The sequence below is a fragment of the Sediminibacterium sp. FW305-C-49 genome, assembly GCF_058231085.1.
In genome coordinates, this window is the sequence record NZ_JBIQXS010000003.1 from 248,280 (window position 1) to 269,252 (window position 20,973).

14 protein-coding genes and 1 tRNA gene are annotated in these 20,973 nt (G+C 40.9%); 9 read left to right on the forward strand and 6 right to left on the reverse strand.

Annotation, left to right across the window (positions count from 1 at the left end; genetic code table 11):
* The first annotated feature begins 5 nt into the window (after positions 1 to 5).
* Genes ACH3Z1_RS15210 through ACH3Z1_RS15235 form a run of 6 tightly spaced genes read left to right on the forward strand, consistent with a single transcriptional unit; the run spans position 6 to position 11,459 of the window.
* Complete coding sequence (locus tag ACH3Z1_RS15210; protein ID WP_490822839.1) at positions 6 to 1,505, forward strand: toll/interleukin-1 receptor domain-containing protein; 1,500 nt, start codon at positions 6 to 8, stop codon at positions 1,503 to 1,505.
* A gap of 6 nt (positions 1,506 to 1,511) precedes the next feature.
* Positions 1,512 to 4,652: a WD40 repeat domain-containing protein gene (locus ACH3Z1_RS15215; RefSeq protein ID WP_490822840.1), complete on the forward strand. Its 3,141-nt coding sequence runs from the start codon at positions 1,512 to 1,514 to the stop codon at positions 4,650 to 4,652.
* A 10-nt stretch (positions 4,653 to 4,662) separates the two neighbouring features.
* Positions 4,663 to 7,245, forward strand: a complete 2,583-nt coding sequence (locus ACH3Z1_RS15220) for a TonB-dependent receptor plug domain-containing protein (RefSeq protein WP_490822841.1) — start codon at positions 4,663 to 4,665, stop codon at positions 7,243 to 7,245.
* Entirely contained in the window at positions 7,245 to 8,150 is a 906-nt protein-coding gene (locus tag ACH3Z1_RS15225) for a formyltransferase family protein (protein ID WP_490822842.1), read from the forward strand. Before ACH3Z1_RS15220 ends, ACH3Z1_RS15225 begins: the two co-directional genes overlap by 1 nt.
* A complete protein-coding gene (locus ACH3Z1_RS15230; RefSeq protein ID WP_490822843.1) occupies positions 8,147 to 10,804 on the forward strand; it encodes a hypothetical protein in 2,658 nt (885 codons plus the stop codon). The genes ACH3Z1_RS15225 and ACH3Z1_RS15230 overlap by 4 nt, the downstream gene beginning before the upstream one ends.
* Before the next feature lie 25 nt (positions 10,805 to 10,829).
* Positions 10,830 to 11,459, forward strand: a complete 630-nt coding sequence (locus tag ACH3Z1_RS15235) for a LysE family translocator (protein ID WP_490822844.1) — start codon at positions 10,830 to 10,832, stop codon at positions 11,457 to 11,459.
* Here ACH3Z1_RS15235 and ACH3Z1_RS15240 read toward each other — a convergent pair whose 3' ends face one another.
* Positions 11,460 to 11,789, reverse strand: a complete 330-nt coding sequence (locus ACH3Z1_RS15240) for a DHCW motif cupin fold protein (protein ID WP_490822845.1) — start codon at positions 11,787 to 11,789, stop codon at positions 11,460 to 11,462. It abuts the gene before it with no gap.
* Positions 11,790 to 11,906: 117 nt separating this feature from the next.
* The gene (locus ACH3Z1_RS15245) at positions 11,907 to 13,214 is read right to left on the reverse strand and encodes a 4Fe-4S dicluster domain-containing protein (protein WP_490822846.1); all 1,308 of its coding nucleotides are present in this window, start codon (positions 13,212 to 13,214) and stop codon (positions 11,907 to 11,909) included.
* A 100-nt stretch (positions 13,215 to 13,314) separates the two neighbouring features.
* Here ACH3Z1_RS15245 and ACH3Z1_RS15250 point away from each other — a divergent pair, with 100 nt between their 5' ends.
* The gene (locus ACH3Z1_RS15250) at positions 13,315 to 13,815 is read left to right on the forward strand and encodes a phosphoribosyltransferase family protein (protein WP_490822847.1); all 501 of its coding nucleotides are present in this window, start codon (positions 13,315 to 13,317) and stop codon (positions 13,813 to 13,815) included.
* A gap of 93 nt (positions 13,816 to 13,908) precedes the next feature.
* The gene (locus tag ACH3Z1_RS15255; RefSeq protein ID WP_490822848.1) at positions 13,909 to 15,636 is read left to right on the forward strand and encodes a phospho-sugar mutase; all 1,728 of its coding nucleotides are present in this window, start codon (positions 13,909 to 13,911) and stop codon (positions 15,634 to 15,636) included.
* A 51-nt stretch (positions 15,637 to 15,687) separates the two neighbouring features.
* On the opposite strand, the gene ACH3Z1_RS15260 is transcribed toward ACH3Z1_RS15255, so the two are convergent.
* Entirely contained in the window at positions 15,688 to 16,218 is a 531-nt protein-coding gene (locus tag ACH3Z1_RS15260) for a hypothetical protein (protein ID WP_490822849.1), read from the reverse strand.
* 193 nt (positions 16,219 to 16,411) lie between these two features.
* Here ACH3Z1_RS15260 and ACH3Z1_RS15265 point away from each other — a divergent pair, with 193 nt between their 5' ends.
* On the forward strand, positions 16,412 to 17,071 hold the full coding sequence (locus tag ACH3Z1_RS15265; RefSeq protein WP_490822850.1) for a protein-L-isoaspartate(D-aspartate) O-methyltransferase: 660 nt from the start codon (positions 16,412 to 16,414) through the stop codon (positions 17,069 to 17,071).
* 174 nt (positions 17,072 to 17,245) lie between these two features.
* On the opposite strand, the gene ACH3Z1_RS15270 is transcribed toward ACH3Z1_RS15265, so the two are convergent.
* The 3 genes from ACH3Z1_RS15270 to ACH3Z1_RS15280 form a co-directional block, all read right to left on the reverse strand.
* Positions 17,246 to 19,933 (reverse strand): TonB-dependent receptor, encoded by a 2,688-nt coding sequence (locus ACH3Z1_RS15270; RefSeq protein WP_490822851.1) that lies wholly within the window; start codon positions 19,931 to 19,933, stop codon positions 17,246 to 17,248.
* Positions 19,934 to 20,095: 162 nt separating this feature from the next.
* The gene (locus tag ACH3Z1_RS15275) at positions 20,096 to 20,698 is read right to left on the reverse strand and encodes a DUF445 domain-containing protein (protein WP_490822852.1); all 603 of its coding nucleotides are present in this window, start codon (positions 20,696 to 20,698) and stop codon (positions 20,096 to 20,098) included.
* Positions 20,699 to 20,747: 49 nt separating this feature from the next.
* A tRNA-His gene (locus ACH3Z1_RS15280) sits at positions 20,748 to 20,821 on the reverse strand.
* Between the last annotated feature and the right edge of the window lie 152 nt (positions 20,822 to 20,973).

Genomic DNA, 20,973 nt, shown 5'->3' on the forward strand with positions numbered 1-20,973 from the left:
CCTTGATGCAGTTTCCGAAAGACATATTTATCAGTTACGCGCATATCGATGATGAATCATTGATTGAAACACAGAAAGGGTGGATTGCTGAGTTTCACAGGGCATTGGAGATCAGGTTAGCGCAATTGTTGGGTAGACGGCCTGTTATCTGGCGTGACCCTGCATTACAGGGTAATCACATATTCGATCAGCAGATCGTTGACCAGTTTTCGCAGGTAGCTGTAATGATTTCCATACTTACACCCCGTTATATTAAGTCAGAATGGTGTGTAAGGGAAGTAAATGAATTTTATGAATCCTGTCAGAAAAACATTGGCTTTAGTATCAATAACCAGGCAAGGATATTCAAAGTAATTAAAACTCCTGTCAAGGTAGATATGCATCCTGAAAAAATTCGGAATATTCTAGGGTATGAATTTTATACCACCGATGTTCAGACAGGCAGGTTGAAAGAATTATCTCAAACATTTGGTCAGCAGACCGATAAATTATACTGGGAAAAACTGGATGATCTGGCCAATGACCTAGCCAGTTTTCTGGAGGGGTTAGAGTACCAACAACCAGGACAGGGGTCTACCGGTGGTGGAACTACACAGAAAGATGATTTTAATATTTACCTGGCAGAATCCAGTTATGAAACACTTCCATTCAGGGATAGTCTCAGAAGAGAGTTGCAGGATAATGGCTACAGAATATATCCTGATAAGCAACTGCCATTAATTGCTCCGGTATTGATTGAAGACGTGAAACATTATTTACAGGACAGTACTTTGTCTATTCATCTTGTAGGAGAAAACTATGGTATTGTACCAGAGGGTACGCAGAAGTCAATCATAGAATTGCAAAACGAAATAGCTGCTGCTGCAAGTGGAGGCAACCAGTTGGAGAGACTGATATGGATACCCGAGGGTAAAGAAGCGAAGGAAGAAAGACAGCAAACATTTATCAGCCGCCTGAATGAAGGGAAAGAGGGTATTACAGGCGCAGACCTTGTATATGGCTCTCTGGAAGATTTTAAAAGTGTGGTATTTGATAAACTAGCGGCCATTGAAAAACAAAAAAAGAAAGAACCTGAGGCGGCAATAATTACCGAAGCAGTTACTTCTTCAACAGGAATTGTGTACCTTATTTGTGATGTACTTGACCTGGATGACATCAAGCCATTGGAAGATTACCTGTTCAACCAGGGTTATGAAGTGGTATTGCCCATATTTGAAGGGGATGAATCCATGATCAGGGAAGACCATGTTGAGAACCTGAAAATGTGTAATGCTGCCATTATTTATTATGGAAATGCCAATGAAATATGGCTGCGTTCCAAAACAAGGGATTTTCTTAAAATCAACGGTTATGGTAGAGAAAAACCACTGGCAGTAAAAGCTATTTATATCGGTGGGCCGGCAAATGCTTCCAAAGAACGATTCCGTACACTTGAGGCGGAAGTGGTAAATGGAGTAGAAGGGTTGCCAATGGAAAAATTAAAAGCATTATTATCCAAAATGTAGAACCGGATGTTCAATGATCTGATCATACAAAACCCTTTTCCCGGTCTTCGCGCTTTTGAAGAGCATGAAGATGTCTTGTTTTTCGGCAGGGAGAAGCAGGTCGATGAGCTGTTAAAAAAATTGCGTACCACAAGATTCCTGGCGGTCATTGGTTCTTCAGGAAGTGGTAAGTCTTCGCTGGTTAAATCCGGCCTCATACCTGCTTTACACAGTGGCTTTATGTCGGGTGCTGGTTCATTATGGCGTATCTGCTCATTCCGGCCAGGTAATGATCCTATTTATAATATGGCTGTTGGTCTTGCAAACCCGGGCGTTTTAAATGAGGGTACAGAAACAGCAGATGCGGAAACAGTGGCTGCCATCAACGAAAGTGTATTACGAAGAAGCAGCAATGGATTGGTAGCAGCTTATAAGCAATCTGGCCTTGATCCCAAAAATAATTTGCTCATTCTTGTGGATCAGTTTGAAGAACTGTTTCGTTTCAGCAGATATGAAAAAGACAATAAAGATGGTAAACGTGATTCTGTTGCATTCATCAACCTGTTATTGAAAGCAACAGAACAAAGAGAAGTACCCATTTATGTGGTATTTACCATGCGGTCTGATTTTCTGGGCGACTGTACGGAATTCAGGGGATTGCCCGAAGCCATCAACGCCGGTGACTACCTTGTTCCGAGAATGACACGTGAAGAAAGAAAGGAAGCGATTGTGGCGCCTATTTCTGTTGCAGGGGCAAATATCAGTCAGCGTTTATTAAACCAGTTGTTAAATGATGTAGGAGATAATCCTGATCAGTTGCCAATATTGCAGCATGCACTAATGCGTACCTGGGATATATGGAAACAAAAAGGAAATGCAGATCAGCAAATCGATATAGATGATTATGAAGAAGCTGGCACCATGGAGCATGCTTTATCGCAGCATGCAGAAGAAGCATACAGCGAGTTGACTACATCACGGCAAAAACAAATCTGTCAGTCACTTTTTAAAGCATTAACAGATAAAGGCAGTGATGCACGGGGTATTAGAAGGCCAACGCGTCTGGCTGAAATTTGTGAATTGTCAAATGCGCCCATAGAGGAAGTAGTAGAAGTAATTGAAGTATTTCGTAAACCCGGTCGTTCATTTTTGATGCCGCCATCGGGTATTCATTTAAAAGAAGAAAGCATTATCGATATTTCCCATGAAAGCCTGATGCGGGTATGGGAGAGGTTAATAGAATGGGTAGATGATGAAAACCGATCGGCTGAAGCTTATAAACGTTTATGTAATGCTGCTGTCATGTATCAGTTAGGTACGGGTGGATTACTCAGAAACCCGGAACTGGATATTGCCCAAAAATGGCGTGTACAGAATGCGCCCAATGCTACCTGGGCAAAAAGATACAATCCCAATTTTGAAAGTACCATAGCTTTTCTTGATTATAGTAAGTCGCAGTATGATTTTGAGATAGAACAGAAAGAATTACAGCAAAAGAAAAGAATAAAGCGTGCCAGAATGATTGCTGTGGTACTCGGAACGGCATCTATGATCTGCCTGGTATTTTTACTGGTAGCACTTAACCTCAAATTCAAAGCAGAGGAAAGTGAAAAGAAAGCACTTGAAAACCAACAACTGGCCATTGCAGAAAGTAAAGAGGCGTTAAGACAAAAGCAATTAGCAGATACGGCCAAGCAAAGAGCTGAGGAGCAAAGAGTAGTTGCAGAAACAGAAAGAAAATTTGCAGAAGAACAGAAAAATATAGCTGATAAACAGAGAATGCTGGCTGAATTTGAAAAGCGAAATGCTTTATTTCAAAGAGGTGTGGCAGAAAAGGCAACAACTGTAGCATTGGACGCCAAGTCAGAAGCGGAACTCAGAAAGAAAGAGGCAGAGGAACAGACAGTGATTGCTAAAAATGAAAGATCAATCGCAGAAAGAGAGAGAATAAGATCAGAAAATTCTGAAAAAAATACACGTAAACTCAGGCTGCTGGCATTGAGTCGAACCCTTGCTAATCAGTCGGTAAGAGAATTTAACAGTAACAATCTTGAGTTGTCACGGTTGCTTGCGGCGCAGGCATATGCTTTCAATAAAGAAAATGGCGGTAATGAATATATTCCGGAAATATTTACGGCATTATCAGCTGTAACGGCCAATCAGAAAAGTTATCGTGTATTTAATAGTGGTGTAAGGGCAATAGCAGTAAATAATAATTTATTTGCTGCCGGTGATGAGTCGGGTATGATTAAGCTCTGGGAAGGAGATGACCTGTCTCAAAAATCGAAAGAGTATAAACCCAAAGGAGCAGGTCAGCACAATATCAGATCTATTGCTTTTAGTAAAGATGGGCAAAAGATAGGAGTAGGTACAGCAGGGGGAATGGTATATGTATTCAATACATCGTCTTTTCCTGCCACGCCCGTTTTGATTAATGCGCATAAAGATCCTGTAACCGATATCCGCTTCCTGAATAATAATACGATTTATACATCATCAGGCGACAGTACCATTCAACGTATCAGCCTGAATGGCAACCTCGCGCAAAGCTCACCAGTTGTGAAAGCGGGTAGCCGTATCATGAGTATCAGGCTTTCTCCTGATGGTTCCAAGATTGCAGCAGCAGAAGAGAATGGTAAACTCTTACTGATTGATGGATTACAAACAAGTACTCCTGTAAAAAAAGAGTTGCTGATTGTGAAAGAGTTGATCAAATCAGTAGAATTCAGTCTGGATGGAAAATTCCTGGCCTGTGGTACAACGGAGGGTAATATTTATTTATTTGAATCGAATCGGCAGTATGCCAACCCGCAGAAAATAAAAGCACATCAGTCGCCGGTATATGCCATCAGTTTTAAAGATGATAATAATCTTATTGCAACCGGTGCTGGTAATGGCGAAATTAAAATATGGCATACCAATAATTTCCTGCTAGAACCCTTGCTGTTAAATGGTAATGATTCATGGGTGTGGGATATGCGGTTTATGGCCAATGGCACTCAGTTGGTATCTGCCGGAGCTGACAGAAGCATCCGTAAGTGGACTTTTGACCAGGAACAATTGCGAAAACAGAATTGTGCACAGATTGGACGGTCTTTTTCAACAGCTGAATGGAAAACCTATATAGGAGAAGATATTGAACAAAAATCAGTTTGTGGTAATCGATAAAACGGTACTCATGCAACGACATTTAAAAGTTATTGTTTCATTGGTTGGATTACTGTTCGTGCAGTTCTCCAATTTACAGGCACAGGCTGTTTGTGGAGAACAGGCGTTGAAGCTGGCCGACAGGCAGTACCAGGCAGGCTCCTTTGAAGAAGTGGAAACGACATTGTTGCCCTGTTTGTCAGCAGGCTTTACCGACCAGGAAAAAGTACAGGCATACAGGTTATTGTCATTGAGTTATATCGCCAATGATTTTCCCGACAAAGCCAATAAAGCGGTAGCTGATCTTTTAAAAATCAATGCTTCCTTTGAACCTTCATTTTTTGATCCCGAAGAATTCAGCAATCTCGTACGGCTATTAAAAATAGGTTCCTCGGTACAGTTGGTAACTTCTGTATCAAAAAAAGCGGAAGATATCCGTAAAGCACCAGCCAGCATTTCTGTTATCACACAGGAAGAAATCATACAACGTGGATATACTGATCTTGTGGAGTTTCTGAATGATTTGCCGGGCTTCCAAATATCGCGTTACTATGGCCCACAACTCGCCAATATGTATCAGCGTGGACTAAGAACCAATAACACTGAAAAAACTTTGTTGTTGATTGATGGGGTGGAAGAGAATGATTTATGGACTAACTGGGCCGATATCTCAAGACAGTATTCATTATCAAATATAAAACAGGTGGAAGTAGTATTTGGTCCTGCATCAACCATGTACGGATCAAATGCTTTTGCAGGTGTTATTAATATTATCACCAAAACCGCTGCCGATTTTACCACTGCACAGAAACCGGTTGGTGTAAAAGCCATGGTTGGGTATGGCGCCTATAATCATCGCTTTGCAGATATTACCATGGGATACCGTAAGAAGCTGGTATCCGCCACCTTAACAGCACGTGTATTTGAATCGGGTAGTCATGATCTTTCATCACAATCTTTTTATGATTATAATCCCGCAGCCTATAATACTATAAACTATAACGCTATTTTGGGTATTCGTAGTGGAGCACAACAATACATCAATCAGCATGGCATACCACTTACCAGCAGCCTCTACACGGTTTATGGTACCCCTGGAAATGCGGACAGTATTATACCAACACTACAAGGCATCGACCTGGCCAGGAACCTTGATAAATCGGCATACACACAGATGGTGAATGGACAACCCGTACGGTATTCAAAAACAGATAAAGCCTACCTTATCAATGCAAGGATTACTATTGGTGATTTTACCATTGGTGCGCAAACCTGGAAAAAAAGTGAAGGAGGAACCACACAGTTTACAGATATGTATGTAGCTGGTGGCGATAATGGACAAGTCTGGATTCCGACACAGACTTTTTTCTATGTAAAATATGACAAACAGCTTTCTGATAAAGTAACCATTTCCAGTTTTTCCAATTACCGGATTCATGGGGTAGATGATTCAAAGCTCGTTTTCATGAGTAACTATGCACGTCGTGATCTTACGATCAAGGATTTACTCACCAACAGGGCTGCTTTCTGGAGTACGAGGTATCTCTATTCCAATTCAAAACAATTCAGAACAGAATTGAAAATGTTGTATACGCCCAATAGAAAACTGGATATGATTGCGGGTATTGAACTTCGTAACAGCCAGTTGCAGGGTAATTACCTGGTTTCGCTCAATGTTCGAGACGCTCAGGAACGTGGATTATTTACCGCACCGCCAGAAGGAGGAAATCAGTTCAATGTAAATGATGCAGGTATCTATGGACAGGCAACTTATCGTTTTACAGAAGCATTCAGGGCCACGTTTGGTACACGTATCGATTATAATGTGATCAGGACATCGGGAGGTTATGGTACCGAAATCAACCCAAGGCTTGTATTGGATTATACAAAAAATAGCTGGGTGTTTAAAGCTATTTATGCAAGAGGTATCATGAACGTTTCTAACTGGACTAAGTTCTCTACTGCAGGTAATCGTATTCCGAATCCGAATTTGGGAACGGAAAGTATTCATAATATCGAATTTGCTGCAAGCAATGCCATCAGTAAAACCTTAACAGCCGATATCACTTATTATCGTTCCTCTATAAAAGATGTGGTAGGAACCAGGACGCTCACCACAGGACAGAATATCAATGATAATATCGGTAGGTTTAATATTTCAGGTATACAGGCCAACTTAACCCTTCGGAAAAAATCTTTAAGCGGTTACCTGAATTACGCCTATACCAAAGGTAAACAAACCAGGGATGAAAAAGGAGATGTGAACCTTGTTATAGGAGACATTGCCAGTCATACCATTAATGCAGGTGTTTATTATGAACCGTTGAAATACCTGGGAGTTAACCTGCGAACCAATTATATCAGCAACCAGCCGGTAGGTGTTGGTACATCTGTGCCATCTAATGCAAGAACTTTCCCGGCTTATTTCCTGGCACATGCTACGGTGAGCCTGAAAGAATTGATCAGGGGAACAACCATACAATTGATTTGTAACAACCTCTTTGATAAAAATTATTTCAATCCGGGCGTGAAAGCTGCAGATGGTACTGAAAACCCAACTGAAATTTTGCAGAGAGGAAGGAATATACTGCTTCGTTTAAATTTTGATTTTTAATGAAAGCAATAACCTCCCCATACAAAGAAAAATTTGATTCGCCAGATTGGGGAACATACTATGTGCCTCCAGAACACTTAACAGGAGAGAAGGAAGGGTTGCGGATTGTTCTTTTTGGCTCAACATTGGGAGGTATGTGGGTATTGGAAAGTTTGAAACGACTAAAAGAAATATTGGGTGAACGGATATCGCTTGTTGGACTGGCAACCGATGACGCAAGGGATCCGCAAGCAAGAATATCACTCAAAAAAAGAATCTGGCATTATTTTGAAAAGCCAGACCAGTACAGGATGGTAGAGCAGATTATTCAGGGTGGATTATCTGAAGGGATGGAAGTATTCACCGGAAATATTAAATCCGAATATTTTTATCAGCTATTGCATAAGTGGAACCCGGATCTGATTATTATGGCCTGTTTCGGACAAATTGTTCCACGCTCAATATTCACTTATCCAAAGATGGGAATGTATAATTTCCATCCATCCGACCTGAAGAACGATATAGGTGCAGGCCCCAGACCATTTGAAGATACGCTTCATAGCCGGATGAGTAATACCTGTGTAAGTTTAATGGGCGTAACAGAAGTGATTGATCATGGACCAATGATTGGTCAGTCACCACCCATTAGAATTACCGGAGATAATCATACTTTTTTTGATGATGTGCTGCTTTCGGAAGAAAAAGTAACCAGCATCTTTCCACATATGACATGGGTGCTGGTAAAAAAAATATTGTCATTTTATGGATCTTCCTTACCGGTCAATTTTCATATTGATTTTGATAGAGAAATTCACGAGCAGGTTAAAGAACGCCTGATGCAGCCATTGTCGGGGCATCACAGCCTTGTGTACCCATTTCCGGATCTTCATTTGTTTGATATGCAGCACAAAAATATATCCGTTTGAGTCAGTCATCTGCCATAGCAAAAACTTTTAACCGACTTTTTAATATTAGAAAAGGCGAAAGAAAAGATATTTTACTGCTATTGTGTTTTTCCTTTCTGAGTGGTATTTCTTTTGTTTTTTATTCTACGGCTACAGTTTCCGTTTTTATATCCACTTTCAAAGCTGATATGTTGCCCTATGCTTTTATCGCATCAGGTGTGGTTGGGTATTTGCTTTGGTATTTGTTTGCACGGATTCAGCAATACCTGACTTTTGGTAACCTGTTGACTTCCGGGTACCTGTTTTTGCTTTTCAGTATTGTGTTTCTTTTTTATATGGCTGAGGGCAGCGACAATAAATGGTGGTATTTCGCCATGTTTGTCTGGATGCGTTTTTTTACTTTTCTGAATGCTGTTATGTTCGGTGGTCTCTTTGCCCGTATATTCAATATGCAGCAAGGAAAAAGACTATTTGCGTTGATTAGTGCCGGAGACGTGGTTTCGCAGATGCTGGGTTATTTCTCTATCCCCTTATTACTGAAAACGGCGGGGGTATCTACCTTATTATGGATCAGTATGGGAGGAATATTGTTACAGTTGTTACTGATTCTTTTTTTCAAAAGCTATTACAGACAAAAGTTCAATCCGCATCACTCAAAACCAGCAGATACGAAAGTTGTTCAGGAGCAGTCAAAGAATCATCATGCACGTACTTATTATCTGTTAATGTTCCTGGTGTCTTTATTGCCTATGCTTGGTTTTTATTATGTGGATTATATGTTTTTAAATGAACTGAAACTGGAATATACTTCCGGACAGGCCGTGGCAGGATTTCTGGGTTTATTTCTGGGAGGGGTCGCGGTGGTGGAACTGATAGCCCGTTTATTTATTTCAGGCAGATTGCTCACCATGTATGGGTTAAAGTTTGGCATTAATATATTGCCGGTAGCATTATTGCTATCCACTATACTGATTATCTTTTTTGCTTTGATGCCAGGCTTTGCAGGTCTTGTATTTTCTATGATCGCATTTTCAAAATTGCTGGAAAGGGTATTGCGTTTTTCTTTTAATGAACCAGCATACCAGATATTCTACCAGCCTGTTCCCTCTGAACAACGCTTTCGTTTGCGCACCAGAATGGAAGGGGTGCCCAAAGCATTGGGTGTAATCATAGCAGGCTTATTGATTCTTGTTTTTAACCTGCTTGGTTTTAAAGCATCTTTATACCTCAACCTGCTTTTTCTTGTGGTATTGGTTAGCTGGTTACTGGTTACCAAAGCTGCTTATAAAAGCTATTGTGTGATGCTGGCACAGTTTGTGAAAAGAAAATTCGCATTCGTTGATCCGCTTAACACAAGCATTCAAAGAAGTAAAGTTGATTCACCGATATCTATTATCAAACAGATAAGTCCTGCGGAATGGCAGCTATTTACCGAATTGAATAAGATTGTTGCTGAAGCCGAATCAAATAAACTGATCAACGAAAAAAAATGTGTGGAGTTTTTGTTACAGAGTATACTTCCTGCCAGCTACTTTAAACAGTGGTTTGAAAAAGAACCCATGATTGTTCAATTATTGAAAAGCAGGTTTCAGTCGGCTGAAAGTGCAGCAGAACAATTAAGGATACTTGAGTTATTAGCAGAAGTGAAACAGGAGCAAGGGTTTATTAAACAGCAAATGCTGTCAAAAAACCCTTTCATTTGCCAGATGGCTGTGAAATGTCTGCAAAAGCAACAGGCACAAATGGATACTAAAGACAAAGCTCTTTGTAAAACATGGATACAGGAGATGATGGGGAAGCAGTTGTGGTATGATGTAGCCATAGCAGATATTGGCGATGATCTGCAACTGGAAAAATTGAAAGAAGCGTTGAAACAGGAAAGTCAGGACATCACCCATCTTATATTTGATGTGCTGGCATTTGTATATGAACCTGCAGCGGTGGCCGAAATAAGGGAGGGCATTACAGGGCAGCAATCGGGTGACGGAAAAATGCTTTCACATGAATTACTGGAAAACTTTTTCGACCAGGATATCAGGGAAAAGATAACAGGGTTGTACCTGCAGGACGAAACGGCTGCAAAGTTGCAATTGTTGCATGAGTTTTATCCTCAACAAAGATTGACGCCGGCCGAGAGGTTGATTGATATCCTGCATAAGGAGTACCAGTTGGTGCCATTGTACCTGAAACTGCTTGCTTTGGAAGCCATCTGTAAAAGAAATGATCCTTTGAAGGAAGATATATTGCTTGAATCTTTGCAAAGTGTACACCCATTGCTGGCGATCAGTGCAGGTGAACAGTTACGGAATGAATACCCCGAACTTTATTACAAAGCATATGAAAAGTTGACTGCCGTTCAACAGAAAAGGATGGAGTCGCTGGTTGATGGTTGGCGGGAAGATTTAGAGACAGCAGGGAATTTATCATCGTCATTGCCTGTTCCGGCTGCCCTTTTACCTTTGCTATCTTCTTACTTTATTACAGAACAGGAGGACCTGACTCATACATCCTGCTACATTTTACAGCCAGAAAGTGAATATGTGTCAACAGGGGTTCAATGGGCTTATGAAGACAAAGCCCAGAAAATTTATGTACCTGTCAACGCATCTGGTATCTTTACTGCTCGGCCGGTGAAAGGAGTAAAATCTACCCCCGCACTTTCTTTTTTCTCTTGAATGAATGTCTGATTGAATTGCTACTATGCTGTATATTTTTTTTATTGCTGCACTGATCAGTTTTCTGGGACAATTGCCCTTAGGTAATATGAGTATTACATCTACCCAGATTGGCATACAGGAAGGATTTAAAAAAGCATGGATGTTTGCCATTGGTGTAGCGATTGTTGAAATGCTTTACCTCCGATTTGCGCTTACCGGCATGGACTGGGTGGTAAAACATAGAACATGGTTTGTAGTATTGGGATGGATAACGGTAGTATTGTTTTTACTGCTAGGTGTATTTTCTTTTGTATCGGCCAGAAAGCAGGTATCAGAAAAAAAATCGGTAATACTGGATAATAAATTGCACAGGTTCCTGCTGGGCCTTGTGATGAGTGCTTTAAACCCAATTCAAATACCTTTCTGGTTTTTATGGACATCCACCATGATCCAGACAAAAGTTCTACCGATAACCCACGGGGCCTATAACATGTTTACGGCAGGCGCGGGGCTTGGCACCATAGGAGGACTCGCGCTCTATATACATGGGGGCAACTGGCTGGTAAAGAAAAATAATACCAGTAATAGAACACTGAATCAGATCATGGGTGTCATCTTCATGATTACTGCATTGATTCAGCTATACCGTATGGTTTACAAACCCTGGATATAATCAATCAACAATGAATAAGGTGCAGCCATCTTTTGAGTAAGATCGGTGTGCGTCTGAATTGTCACCTACTGTGTATACCTGCCCTTTTCTCAGTATATGTTTTGTTCCATTCTCCAGTTCGGTTTCCATTTCTCCTTCCGCACAGAAAATAATATGTCCCTTGTTGCACCAGTGATCAGCTAAATAGCCGGGTGAATAAATAACCAGCCTGATACGTATATCATCTCTCCTGATAATTCTCCACTCTGCAAAACCGGTAATGCCCTGGTGGAGTTCAGGCACAACATCTTTAAAGTCAGTAATTGAAAAGGGGAATGCAGAGAGTGTCATGGCAATGAAATTGGAATAAGAAATATGAAATAAGAAATAAGGAGTGAGAAAGGAAAGAAAAAAGCAGGTATTAAACACTACTTTCTGATTCTTTATTCCATATTCCTTATTTCTTATCTACGTCGTTGCCCACTGGTCCCTTTCATCGGGTGAAAATTTCCATGGGGCAAAATTATTTTCGGTGTTACTGAACATACCATTCCATTCCTGTGGTGCATTGCTTTCTTCCATGATCAGCGAACGGCGTAATTCAAGAATGATCTCTAATGGCGAAATACTTACGGGGCATTCTTCCACACAGGCATTACAGGTGGTACAGGCACGAAGTTCTTCCACAGAAATATAATCGTGTAATAATGATTTATTGTCGTCTATAAACTGTTTATTGGCGTTGATGTTCTTACCCACATCTTCCATACGGTCGCGAGTGGCCATCATGATTTTCCTCGGGCTTAATAATTTACCTGTTGTATTGGCAGGGCAGGCAGCGGTACAGCGTCCACATTCGGTACAGCTATAGGCATCCATAAGGTTTTTCCAGCTCAGATCAAAAATATCTTTGGCACCAAAACGGGCAGGTGGGGCAGCGTTGGCGGGGGCCAGTTCGGGTTGCATGGCATATAAAACTTCATTCTGCACACTGGGCATATTTTTCATCTTACCCTGTACTTCCAGTCGGGCATAATAGGCATTAGGGAAAGCCAGCATGATATGCAGGTGTTTCGAATAGGGCAGGTAATTAAGGAATGCAAAGATGCCCACAATATGTAACCACCAGCAGGTTCTTTCAATGATCACAAGTGTTCCATCTCCCAAACCACTGAATGCACTACTGAGTATACCTGAAAGATAAAATTGTCCCGTAACAGGGTAGTGGCTATTTCCTCTTTCCTGTAAAACAAGATCCGTTGCATTCATGGTAAGAAACAGGCTCATCAGGATGATCTCTGTAAAAAGAATATAATTGGCATCAGTACGGGGCCAGCCATCTAAATCTTTATTAATAAAACGTTTTAGTTTGATGATATTTCTACGACAGAGAAAGACAATACAAACCAGTAATACACCTGCAGCCAGAAATTCAAAAGCGTTGATCAGCCAGTCGTATAAAGCACCCAGTGGCTGGGCAAATAAACGGTGACTTCCTACCATACCATCCAGTACAATTTCTAATACTTCCAGGTTGATGATGAGAAAGCCTGCATAAATAATAAAGTGCATGATGGCTACAAGCGGGTTCGAAAACATCTTTTTTTGTCCGAGTGCCAGTAACAACAGATTTTTCCAACGAAGGGAAGGGTTGTCACTCAGGTTCTCCTCTTTTCCCAGGAGGATGTTCCGGCGTATTTCACCGATTTTCCGTGCAAACAACCAGATGGATACCGCAGAAACTGCAACGAATAAAATTTGCTGAATATACTGCATAAGCAAGGCTTGATGACGCTAAGATAACAGTTTTGGCTGTTTACACTGATGATTGTTGATTGCTTTTATTGTTGTTACATTTGATGTATAAACCCGATCCATGTCTGAACGTAATTATATCCTCGATAAAACGACATCAGCCCGGAAATTACACCGGATGGCCCTTGAACTGGCAGAACAACTCAATGGTGACCTTACGCCTGTTTTAATATTTGGTATTCGTAACAGCGGTACAGTGATTGCGGAACAGATTGCCAGCTTTCTCCGGCAGTATATTACCAATGATATACAGACTGCTTCATTGACGCTTGATAAATCGATGCCGCGTGAAGTTGAAGTAAGCATATCTGCTGACCTGAATGGCTTTCATGTAGTTATTGCAGATGATGTAACCAATAGTGGTAAAACCCTGCTATATGCATTAAAGCCTTTACTGCAATTTCATCCAAAATCCATTCAGACACTGGTGCTGGTGGAACGTATGCATAAACTTTTTCCGGTGAAACCAGATTTTGTGGGTTTGTCAGTGGCAACCACTATTCAGGATCATATTCAGGTAGAGGTAAAAGACGGTCAGATTGAAGGGGCATATATTTCATAGCATATTTATTACATGATGGCTTTGCTGGTAAAATGAACAAAAATTCCCAAAACTTATTATATTCAATCCACACAATTATAAAATTGATTAATTATGGATGCTGCCATATTGGAAAAAGTGAATAGCTGGCTCAATGGAAATTATGATACAGCTACAAAAGATGCTATCCGCAAAATGCAGTCAGCCCAGCCTGATGAACTGGCCGATGCATTTTACAGAAACCTGGAATTTGGAACGGGTGGCTTGCGTGGTATCATGGGAATAGGAACCAACCGGGTGAATAAATATACCATTGGCATGGCCACACAAGGGTTTGCCAATTACCTGAAAAAAACATATACAGACAAAGAAATAAAAGTGGCCATTGGTCACGATAGCCGTAACAACAGTCGTTTTTTTGCAGAAACCACGGCCAATGTTTTTGCAGCCAATGGCATCAAAGTGTTTCTGTTTGAAGCATTGAGACCAACACCTGAACTGAGTTATGCCATCAGGCACCTGGGCTGTCAGGGTGGGGTGGTTTGTACCGCTTCACATAATCCCAAGGAATACAATGGGTATAAAGCATACTGGAATGATGGTGGGCAACTGGTGCCACCCCACGATAAAAATGTCATCAAGGAAGTGGAAGCCATTACCAGTGTAGATGAAGTGAAATGGGATGGTGGGGAAGCAAATATTACATTATTGGGTGCAGCAATGGATCAGGCTTACATCGATATGGTGAAGCAGTTAAGTGTTTACCCCGATGTAATTGCGCAGCAGCATGATCTTAAAATTGTGTATACCCCCATTCATGGAACCGGCATCACCCTGGTGCCGCAGGTATTGAAAACTTTTGGGTTTACCAACGTGACCGTGGTAGAAGAACAGGCAACACCTGATGGCAATTTTCCTACGGTAGTATATCCCAACCCCGAAGAAAGCGAAACCATGAGTATCGGTTTGCAAAAAGCCAAAACACTGGATGCTGATATTTTATTGGGCACAGATCCTGATGCCGACCGGGTGGGAATCGGTGTAAAGAACCATAAAGGAGAATGGGTGCTGATGAATGGCAACCAGACGGCCGTACTGGCATTTGCTTATATGATTGAAGCCAGGAAAGCAAAAGGAATAGCAACGCCCAATGATATGGTGATTTCCACCATTGTAACCACGCAAATGATTAACCAGGTGGCCAAACAGAATAATGTGGCCTGTTACAATGTATTAACAGGGTTTAAATGGATTGCTGAACTGATTAAAGAAAAAGAAGGGAAAGAAAACTATGTAATAGGAGGAGAAGAAAGTTTTGGTTTGATGATTGGCGACAGGATCCGTGATAAAGATGCGGTAAGTGCCGTAGCCCTCATGTGCGAAATGGCAGCTTACGAAAAAGCAAAAGGAAGAACACTGTTCGATAAAATGATTGAACTGTATATGCAGTATGGATTTTATTATGAGAACCTCATCAGTATTACCAAAAAAGGCATGAACGGGCAGAAAGAAATAGCTGCCATGATGGAAAGCTATCGCCAGCAACCACCAGCTACGATTGATGGAGCGAAAGTGGTTGAATTATTAGATTATGAGTTGCAGACAGGGAAGAACCTGATTACAGGTGAACACTGGAAAATACAATTGCCAAAGAGTAATGTCTTGCAATTTATTACGGAAGATGGAAGTAAGATATCTGCACGTCCGTCAGGGACTGAGCCCAAAATAAAATTCTATTTCAGCGTAAACACTACCCTGAAAGATAAAGCTTCATTCGATGAGCAATATGCAGCTTTACAGGATAAAGTCAAACGGATTATTGCTGACATGAAATTGCAATAAAAAAAGCCTTCCGGTTCAGTACCGGAAGGCTTTTTTCTTTTTATCGAATGTTTAATTCACTCTATTAATCTTCAAATTTTTGAATTCTCCGTCACTAACAGTGTGTTCTCCGGTTTTATTACCATAGTGATCAAAAGTGAAATACGTAAACTGAAACTGACCACTTACATAGTCAGCTCCGATTTTAGTAATTTTCAACTGCCCGCTCTGGAAGAAATGATATTTGCCATGTGTTGAATTTACCAGATCTTTCCACTCTACAAAATGACCGGTAAAATTGGTATTGAGTGCAAAGGTTTTGTTTTCTGTAATACCATCGCGGGTAAAATCCAATATGGTAAAACGAACCTGGGTGAAGCTGTCTGCGCTGATTTTATGACTGCCAAGAATACTCAATAGGTGGTTACCTCCCTCCACTACACGTTCTGATTTGCAAATGAGCTGATCGGTGAATGTTTTCTCCGTTCCTGATACGATGGCCTTAAAACTCACGGGTAAAGGTGTTGCTGAGGGGATAGCTTCCTCTTTTTTGCACGCAATGAACAAAAACAAAAGAACACATATGCCGGCTAATTGCTTCATAAACTAATTTTTAGCAAGGTTCGGGGAACAGTCATTATAGAAAAGGAATGTTTTGAGTAATGGCAGCATATTTACTTAAAAGGCATTTGCGCTCACATAAATATGTGGGTAATTTATGCTGGATTAAATTCTTTTCACAGTTTATTGAATTCTTAAGTAAGCCAAAAGGGAAAGATTATATTCGTACCTGCTTATGAAACCAAAATTCGACGATACTTATCAGCATAAAGGACTCCGGCGGCAGTTGATTCAGTTACTGCGGGAAAAAGGTATTACAGACGAAGCGGTGCTGGAAGCCATGAATAACATTCCCCGCCATTTTTTTCTGGATTCAGCCTTTGATAAAATTGCTTACGAAGACCGGGCTTTCCCCATCGGGGAAGGTCAAACTATTTCACAGCCGTATACAGTTGCCTATCAGACCCAATTACTCAAGGTAAAAAAACTGGAAAAGGTATTGGAGATTGGTACGGGAAGTATCTACCAGTCGTCTGTACTGGCAGAAATGGGCGCCAAAGTATACACGATAGAGCGTCAGAAAAAATTATACGATCAGCATAGTTCATTTGTATTCAAGTCACGCTACCCCAATCTGAAATTTTTTTTTGGAGATGGTTTTGAAGGATTACCTGCCTTTCAGCCCTATGATAAAATATTAATTACTGCCGCCGCTCCGTTCATACCACCTAAATTAGTGGCACAACTCAAAACAGGAGGGATGATGGTATTACCAGTAGATGAAGGTGAAAACCAACGAATGCTCCGCATCACCAAACTCGAAGATGGAACCCTGCAGGAAGAAGCATTTGAAGAGTTTTCTTTTGTGCCGATGCTGACAGGGAAAAACAGGTAGGAGAGGAAAACTGATTAATAAGAAATATCGAATAAGGAATCAGGAAGTGATTTGATGAATCATTTTTCTGATTCTCCAAGTGAGTCCTTAGGACCTTTTTTAAGTTGCAGAAATTAAAAATGTCCAAGTAGTTATCTACTTGGACATTTTCTTATTCCTTATTCTTCTGTTCTCCTACTGTTGAACCATATCCATTCCACCACCTTGATCAGCTTTGTTGTTTTTACGCTTGAAGAGGGTAGCATCAAACTTACCAAAGCGGAAGTTGAAGTTCAGACGTAATACTTGCGGATCTCTTCTGCGCTGGCTGGTCTGTGTAAACAGGTTGCTTTCAGAATAAGATTCAAATAATTGTGTACGGAAAACATCGTTCATCGCCAGTGTCAAAGAGCCACTTTTACCATTTTTCCATGTCCATTCTTTACGGATGGCAATGTCAAATCCATAACGTGGAAGGTTGTAGCCCTGTGCAGTACCCTGCATGCCACCACCCCACATCATGCCACCACCGCCACCACCTGGCCCACCACCACGTCCACCACCACCGCCACCTGGAGGTAATACGGTTTTAGCCTGGTAATCGCCGCTGAATTGTACAGAAAGCGTTTTGGTTAATTTAAAACTGCTGTTCATTTTAGCGAACCAGCTTACACGTGCATCATTGTTGATGTTCTGACCAGGAATGGTAGCATTGATTTTTGCACTGAATAAGTTTGCACTCAGTGTCAGATCCCACCATTTGGTAACCGGCATTTTATTGCTCAGCTCAAGACCATAAGTGATGCTGTTATCGGCATTAATGTATGAGTTGTAGAATACAGGCATGGTATCAGTTGGATTCAACTCATTTTTGCCGGTATACGAATAACGTGTAATCAGATTGGTGCTGTATTTGAAGAAAGCAGTTACCAAAAAGTTGGCACCGCGCTTATAAGCGTTGTTGTAAGAAACTTCAAATGAATTGGTAAACTCAGGTTTCAGTCCCGCATTACCTATGTTGATGTTTTGTGGATCAGAATAATCAGGGAAAGGCATTAGCTGGAAGAAATTAGGTCTGTTTACACGACGTGAGTAGTTCAGTTGTAAATCTACTTTGTCACTTACTTTATATGTAATAAATGCACTAGGGAACAGGCTCAAAGGGAAACTCACTTTGAATTGCGAAGAGTCAGCACCAGTTGTTTTTAACAATGTACCTGTATAGTTAGAACTCTCAGCACGCAGACCTAACTGGTAGCTGAATTTCTTTACTTTAAAGCTGTAAGTAGCATAAGCGGCAAATACCTGGTCGTTAAATTTGTATCTGTTGCTGATTGCAGGAACCAAGGTGTATTTACTTGTATTATAATCGTATCTGAACTGGTTACTCGTGTTGCCGAAATCACGAATAGCTGCACGGGCACCTACTTCCAGTTTACTGTCATCACTTAACGGGTTCTCGTAGTCGGTCTGGAAAGTATAAAACTTATTGGTTCCGCTACCTGTTGTTTGTTGTAATAACGCAGGGAACTTAATACTGTTGTCTGCTCTGTAAGTACTGGTACCAGTGTAAGCGTTATTGTCGTTTTTGCTGGAGTTGAAGTTAACATCCGCAGAGATATTTTCTCCATTACGTGCAAAATTGTGTTTATAACTCAATTGTGTACCAAAGTTTTCAAAATTGCTGCGACTATTATTCTGAATCTGGTTATAAGAGGTAAAAGTATTCTGTACAGTAGAGTCAACTTTTTGGGTGTTCACATTATCAAACTGCCCTTTGTTATAGTTGGCAGCTACAGAAATGGTATTCCTGTTGTCAACCAGGAAATCAAATCCACCACGGAAGAAACCAAAATAACCTTCGTTTACACCTTTCCCGGTTGTTTTTACATTGCTGGGTGTTGTAAACAGGTTAGTTCTGTCTGTATAGTTATTAGAGATAGATTTACGCTGGTTAAAGTTGGCGCTCAGGAAAGCATTTATTTTATTCTGACGGATATTGATATCACCACCCAGGTTGATACGACCACGTGAGTCGATACCCGTTCTGATACCACCGTTATAACCTGTCTTTTTATTTTTCTTCAACACAATGTTCAGTATACCTGCATTACCACCTGATGCATCAAATTTAGCAGAAGGGTTGGTAATCAGTTCCACACGCTCTATAATATCAGCAGGAAGCTGATCGAGGGTAACGGTGGTAGGACGACCATCAATAAAGATCGTAGGAGAAGCATTTCTCAGGGTTACATTACCATCAACATCCACATTCAAAGCAGGAATGTTTTTCATGATCTCCGTAGCTGTCTGACCGGCACTCACCAGGTTTTTATCTACATTAAAGATCTTTCTGTCAATACCCATTTCAAACTGGGGTTTGGCTGTAGAAGTAACAGTAACGTTACCCAGATCGGTAGCATCCGGCTCCATTTTTATATTGCCCAGGTCTTTGTCGGTCATACCAGCCATTTGCTGCATACCACCACCGCCTGTTTGTCCGCCTTCACTGCGGGCTGGCATTTTAATGCCAAAAGACACGGTTTTTTCCAGTGCCGCATAACCTAAAGCGCTGAATTTCAGTTTAAAATCGCCAAATATAGGCAGGTTATCAAAGCTGAAATCACCGTTGGCACGGGTAATCTGGGTATTTAAAACAGCCTGAACCATTTTTTTAGCCACTGTATCAAAACGGTTACCGGTAATTTGCACGGTAACACCCTCAATACCTTTGTTGGTTTTGCTGTCAACAATCTTACCATAAAAATGCCCCATATTCATATTGGCGGCACCGGCACCACCCATTCTGCCACCAGCAGGAAACTGTGCAAAAAGGGTAGATGAAAGAAGAAGAAGAACCAAACTTGTCAATAATTTACTCATGTTTTTATGTTGAATTATACTAATGCAAAGTTGCAACGTTGTTTCTGTATGTTATTTTTCATTACACAGACGGTAGTATGACAATTTTAAATGGGTAAAGTTTGAAGCAGTATACCCCTTAAAGGATGACTTGTCGGTGATATCGTTGTTTAATTCGGTGTACTAGGCGATTAAGGTGATGAATACCTGTAACAAACCAATAATGAAGCCAAGAATACCGCCCAATATCTCAATAAAGCGAAACTCTTTTGCCATAATGGAAACCAGAATACTTTCGAGCTTATCGGTGGAAAACCCAGCTACTTTATCAATAACAATGCGTTCCAGATCGAGTTCCTGTTGCAGGTTGCCCATGTATCGCTGCATAATCACGGGGAAAAGGGTTTCCAGCTCTTTCATGAAAACCGATTTCAGTTGCTGAATCGTGTTTTCACCGATAAACATGCTGATAATAGGCATTTCATCGGCCAGTTTTTTGCGCAAAAACTGGTCAATATGCTCTTCCACCACCGGCATCAGTTGCTGGATATTTTTGGGGCTCGTGATCTTTTTTTCGATATCAGTAAAAGAAAGCAGTTCCTCACTCACCAGTTTACCCAGTTTTTCGGCAAACTGTTGTTGTCTTTTGGGGAAAATGCCCTGGAAAGTAAAGCCCAGTATTTTACGTGGCTCGCGTGGGTGGAACAGCATCTTAATTGCAATCCAGTTGGTAAACCAACCGATAAACGCAGAAATAAGGGGGATTAGGATGAAAGAATAGCTCATGTATAAAAATTTAAAAACCTATAAGGTGTCAGCTTATAGGTTTTACCAGGGAGAACGATGGGTCTCGAACCCACGGCCTTCAGTGCCACAAACTGACGCTCTAACCAACTGAGCTACGCTCTCCGTTTTATTGGAGTGCAAAAATAGGGGTAATTGAACATTTTTCACATAAGAATCGACTGTTTTTTTTCCGTCACCCGTTCATCAAAACCTTTGTTAATTGGTGAAAACTCTGGATCACTGATCAGGCTTTTCAGTTATTTTTGAAGAGTAAC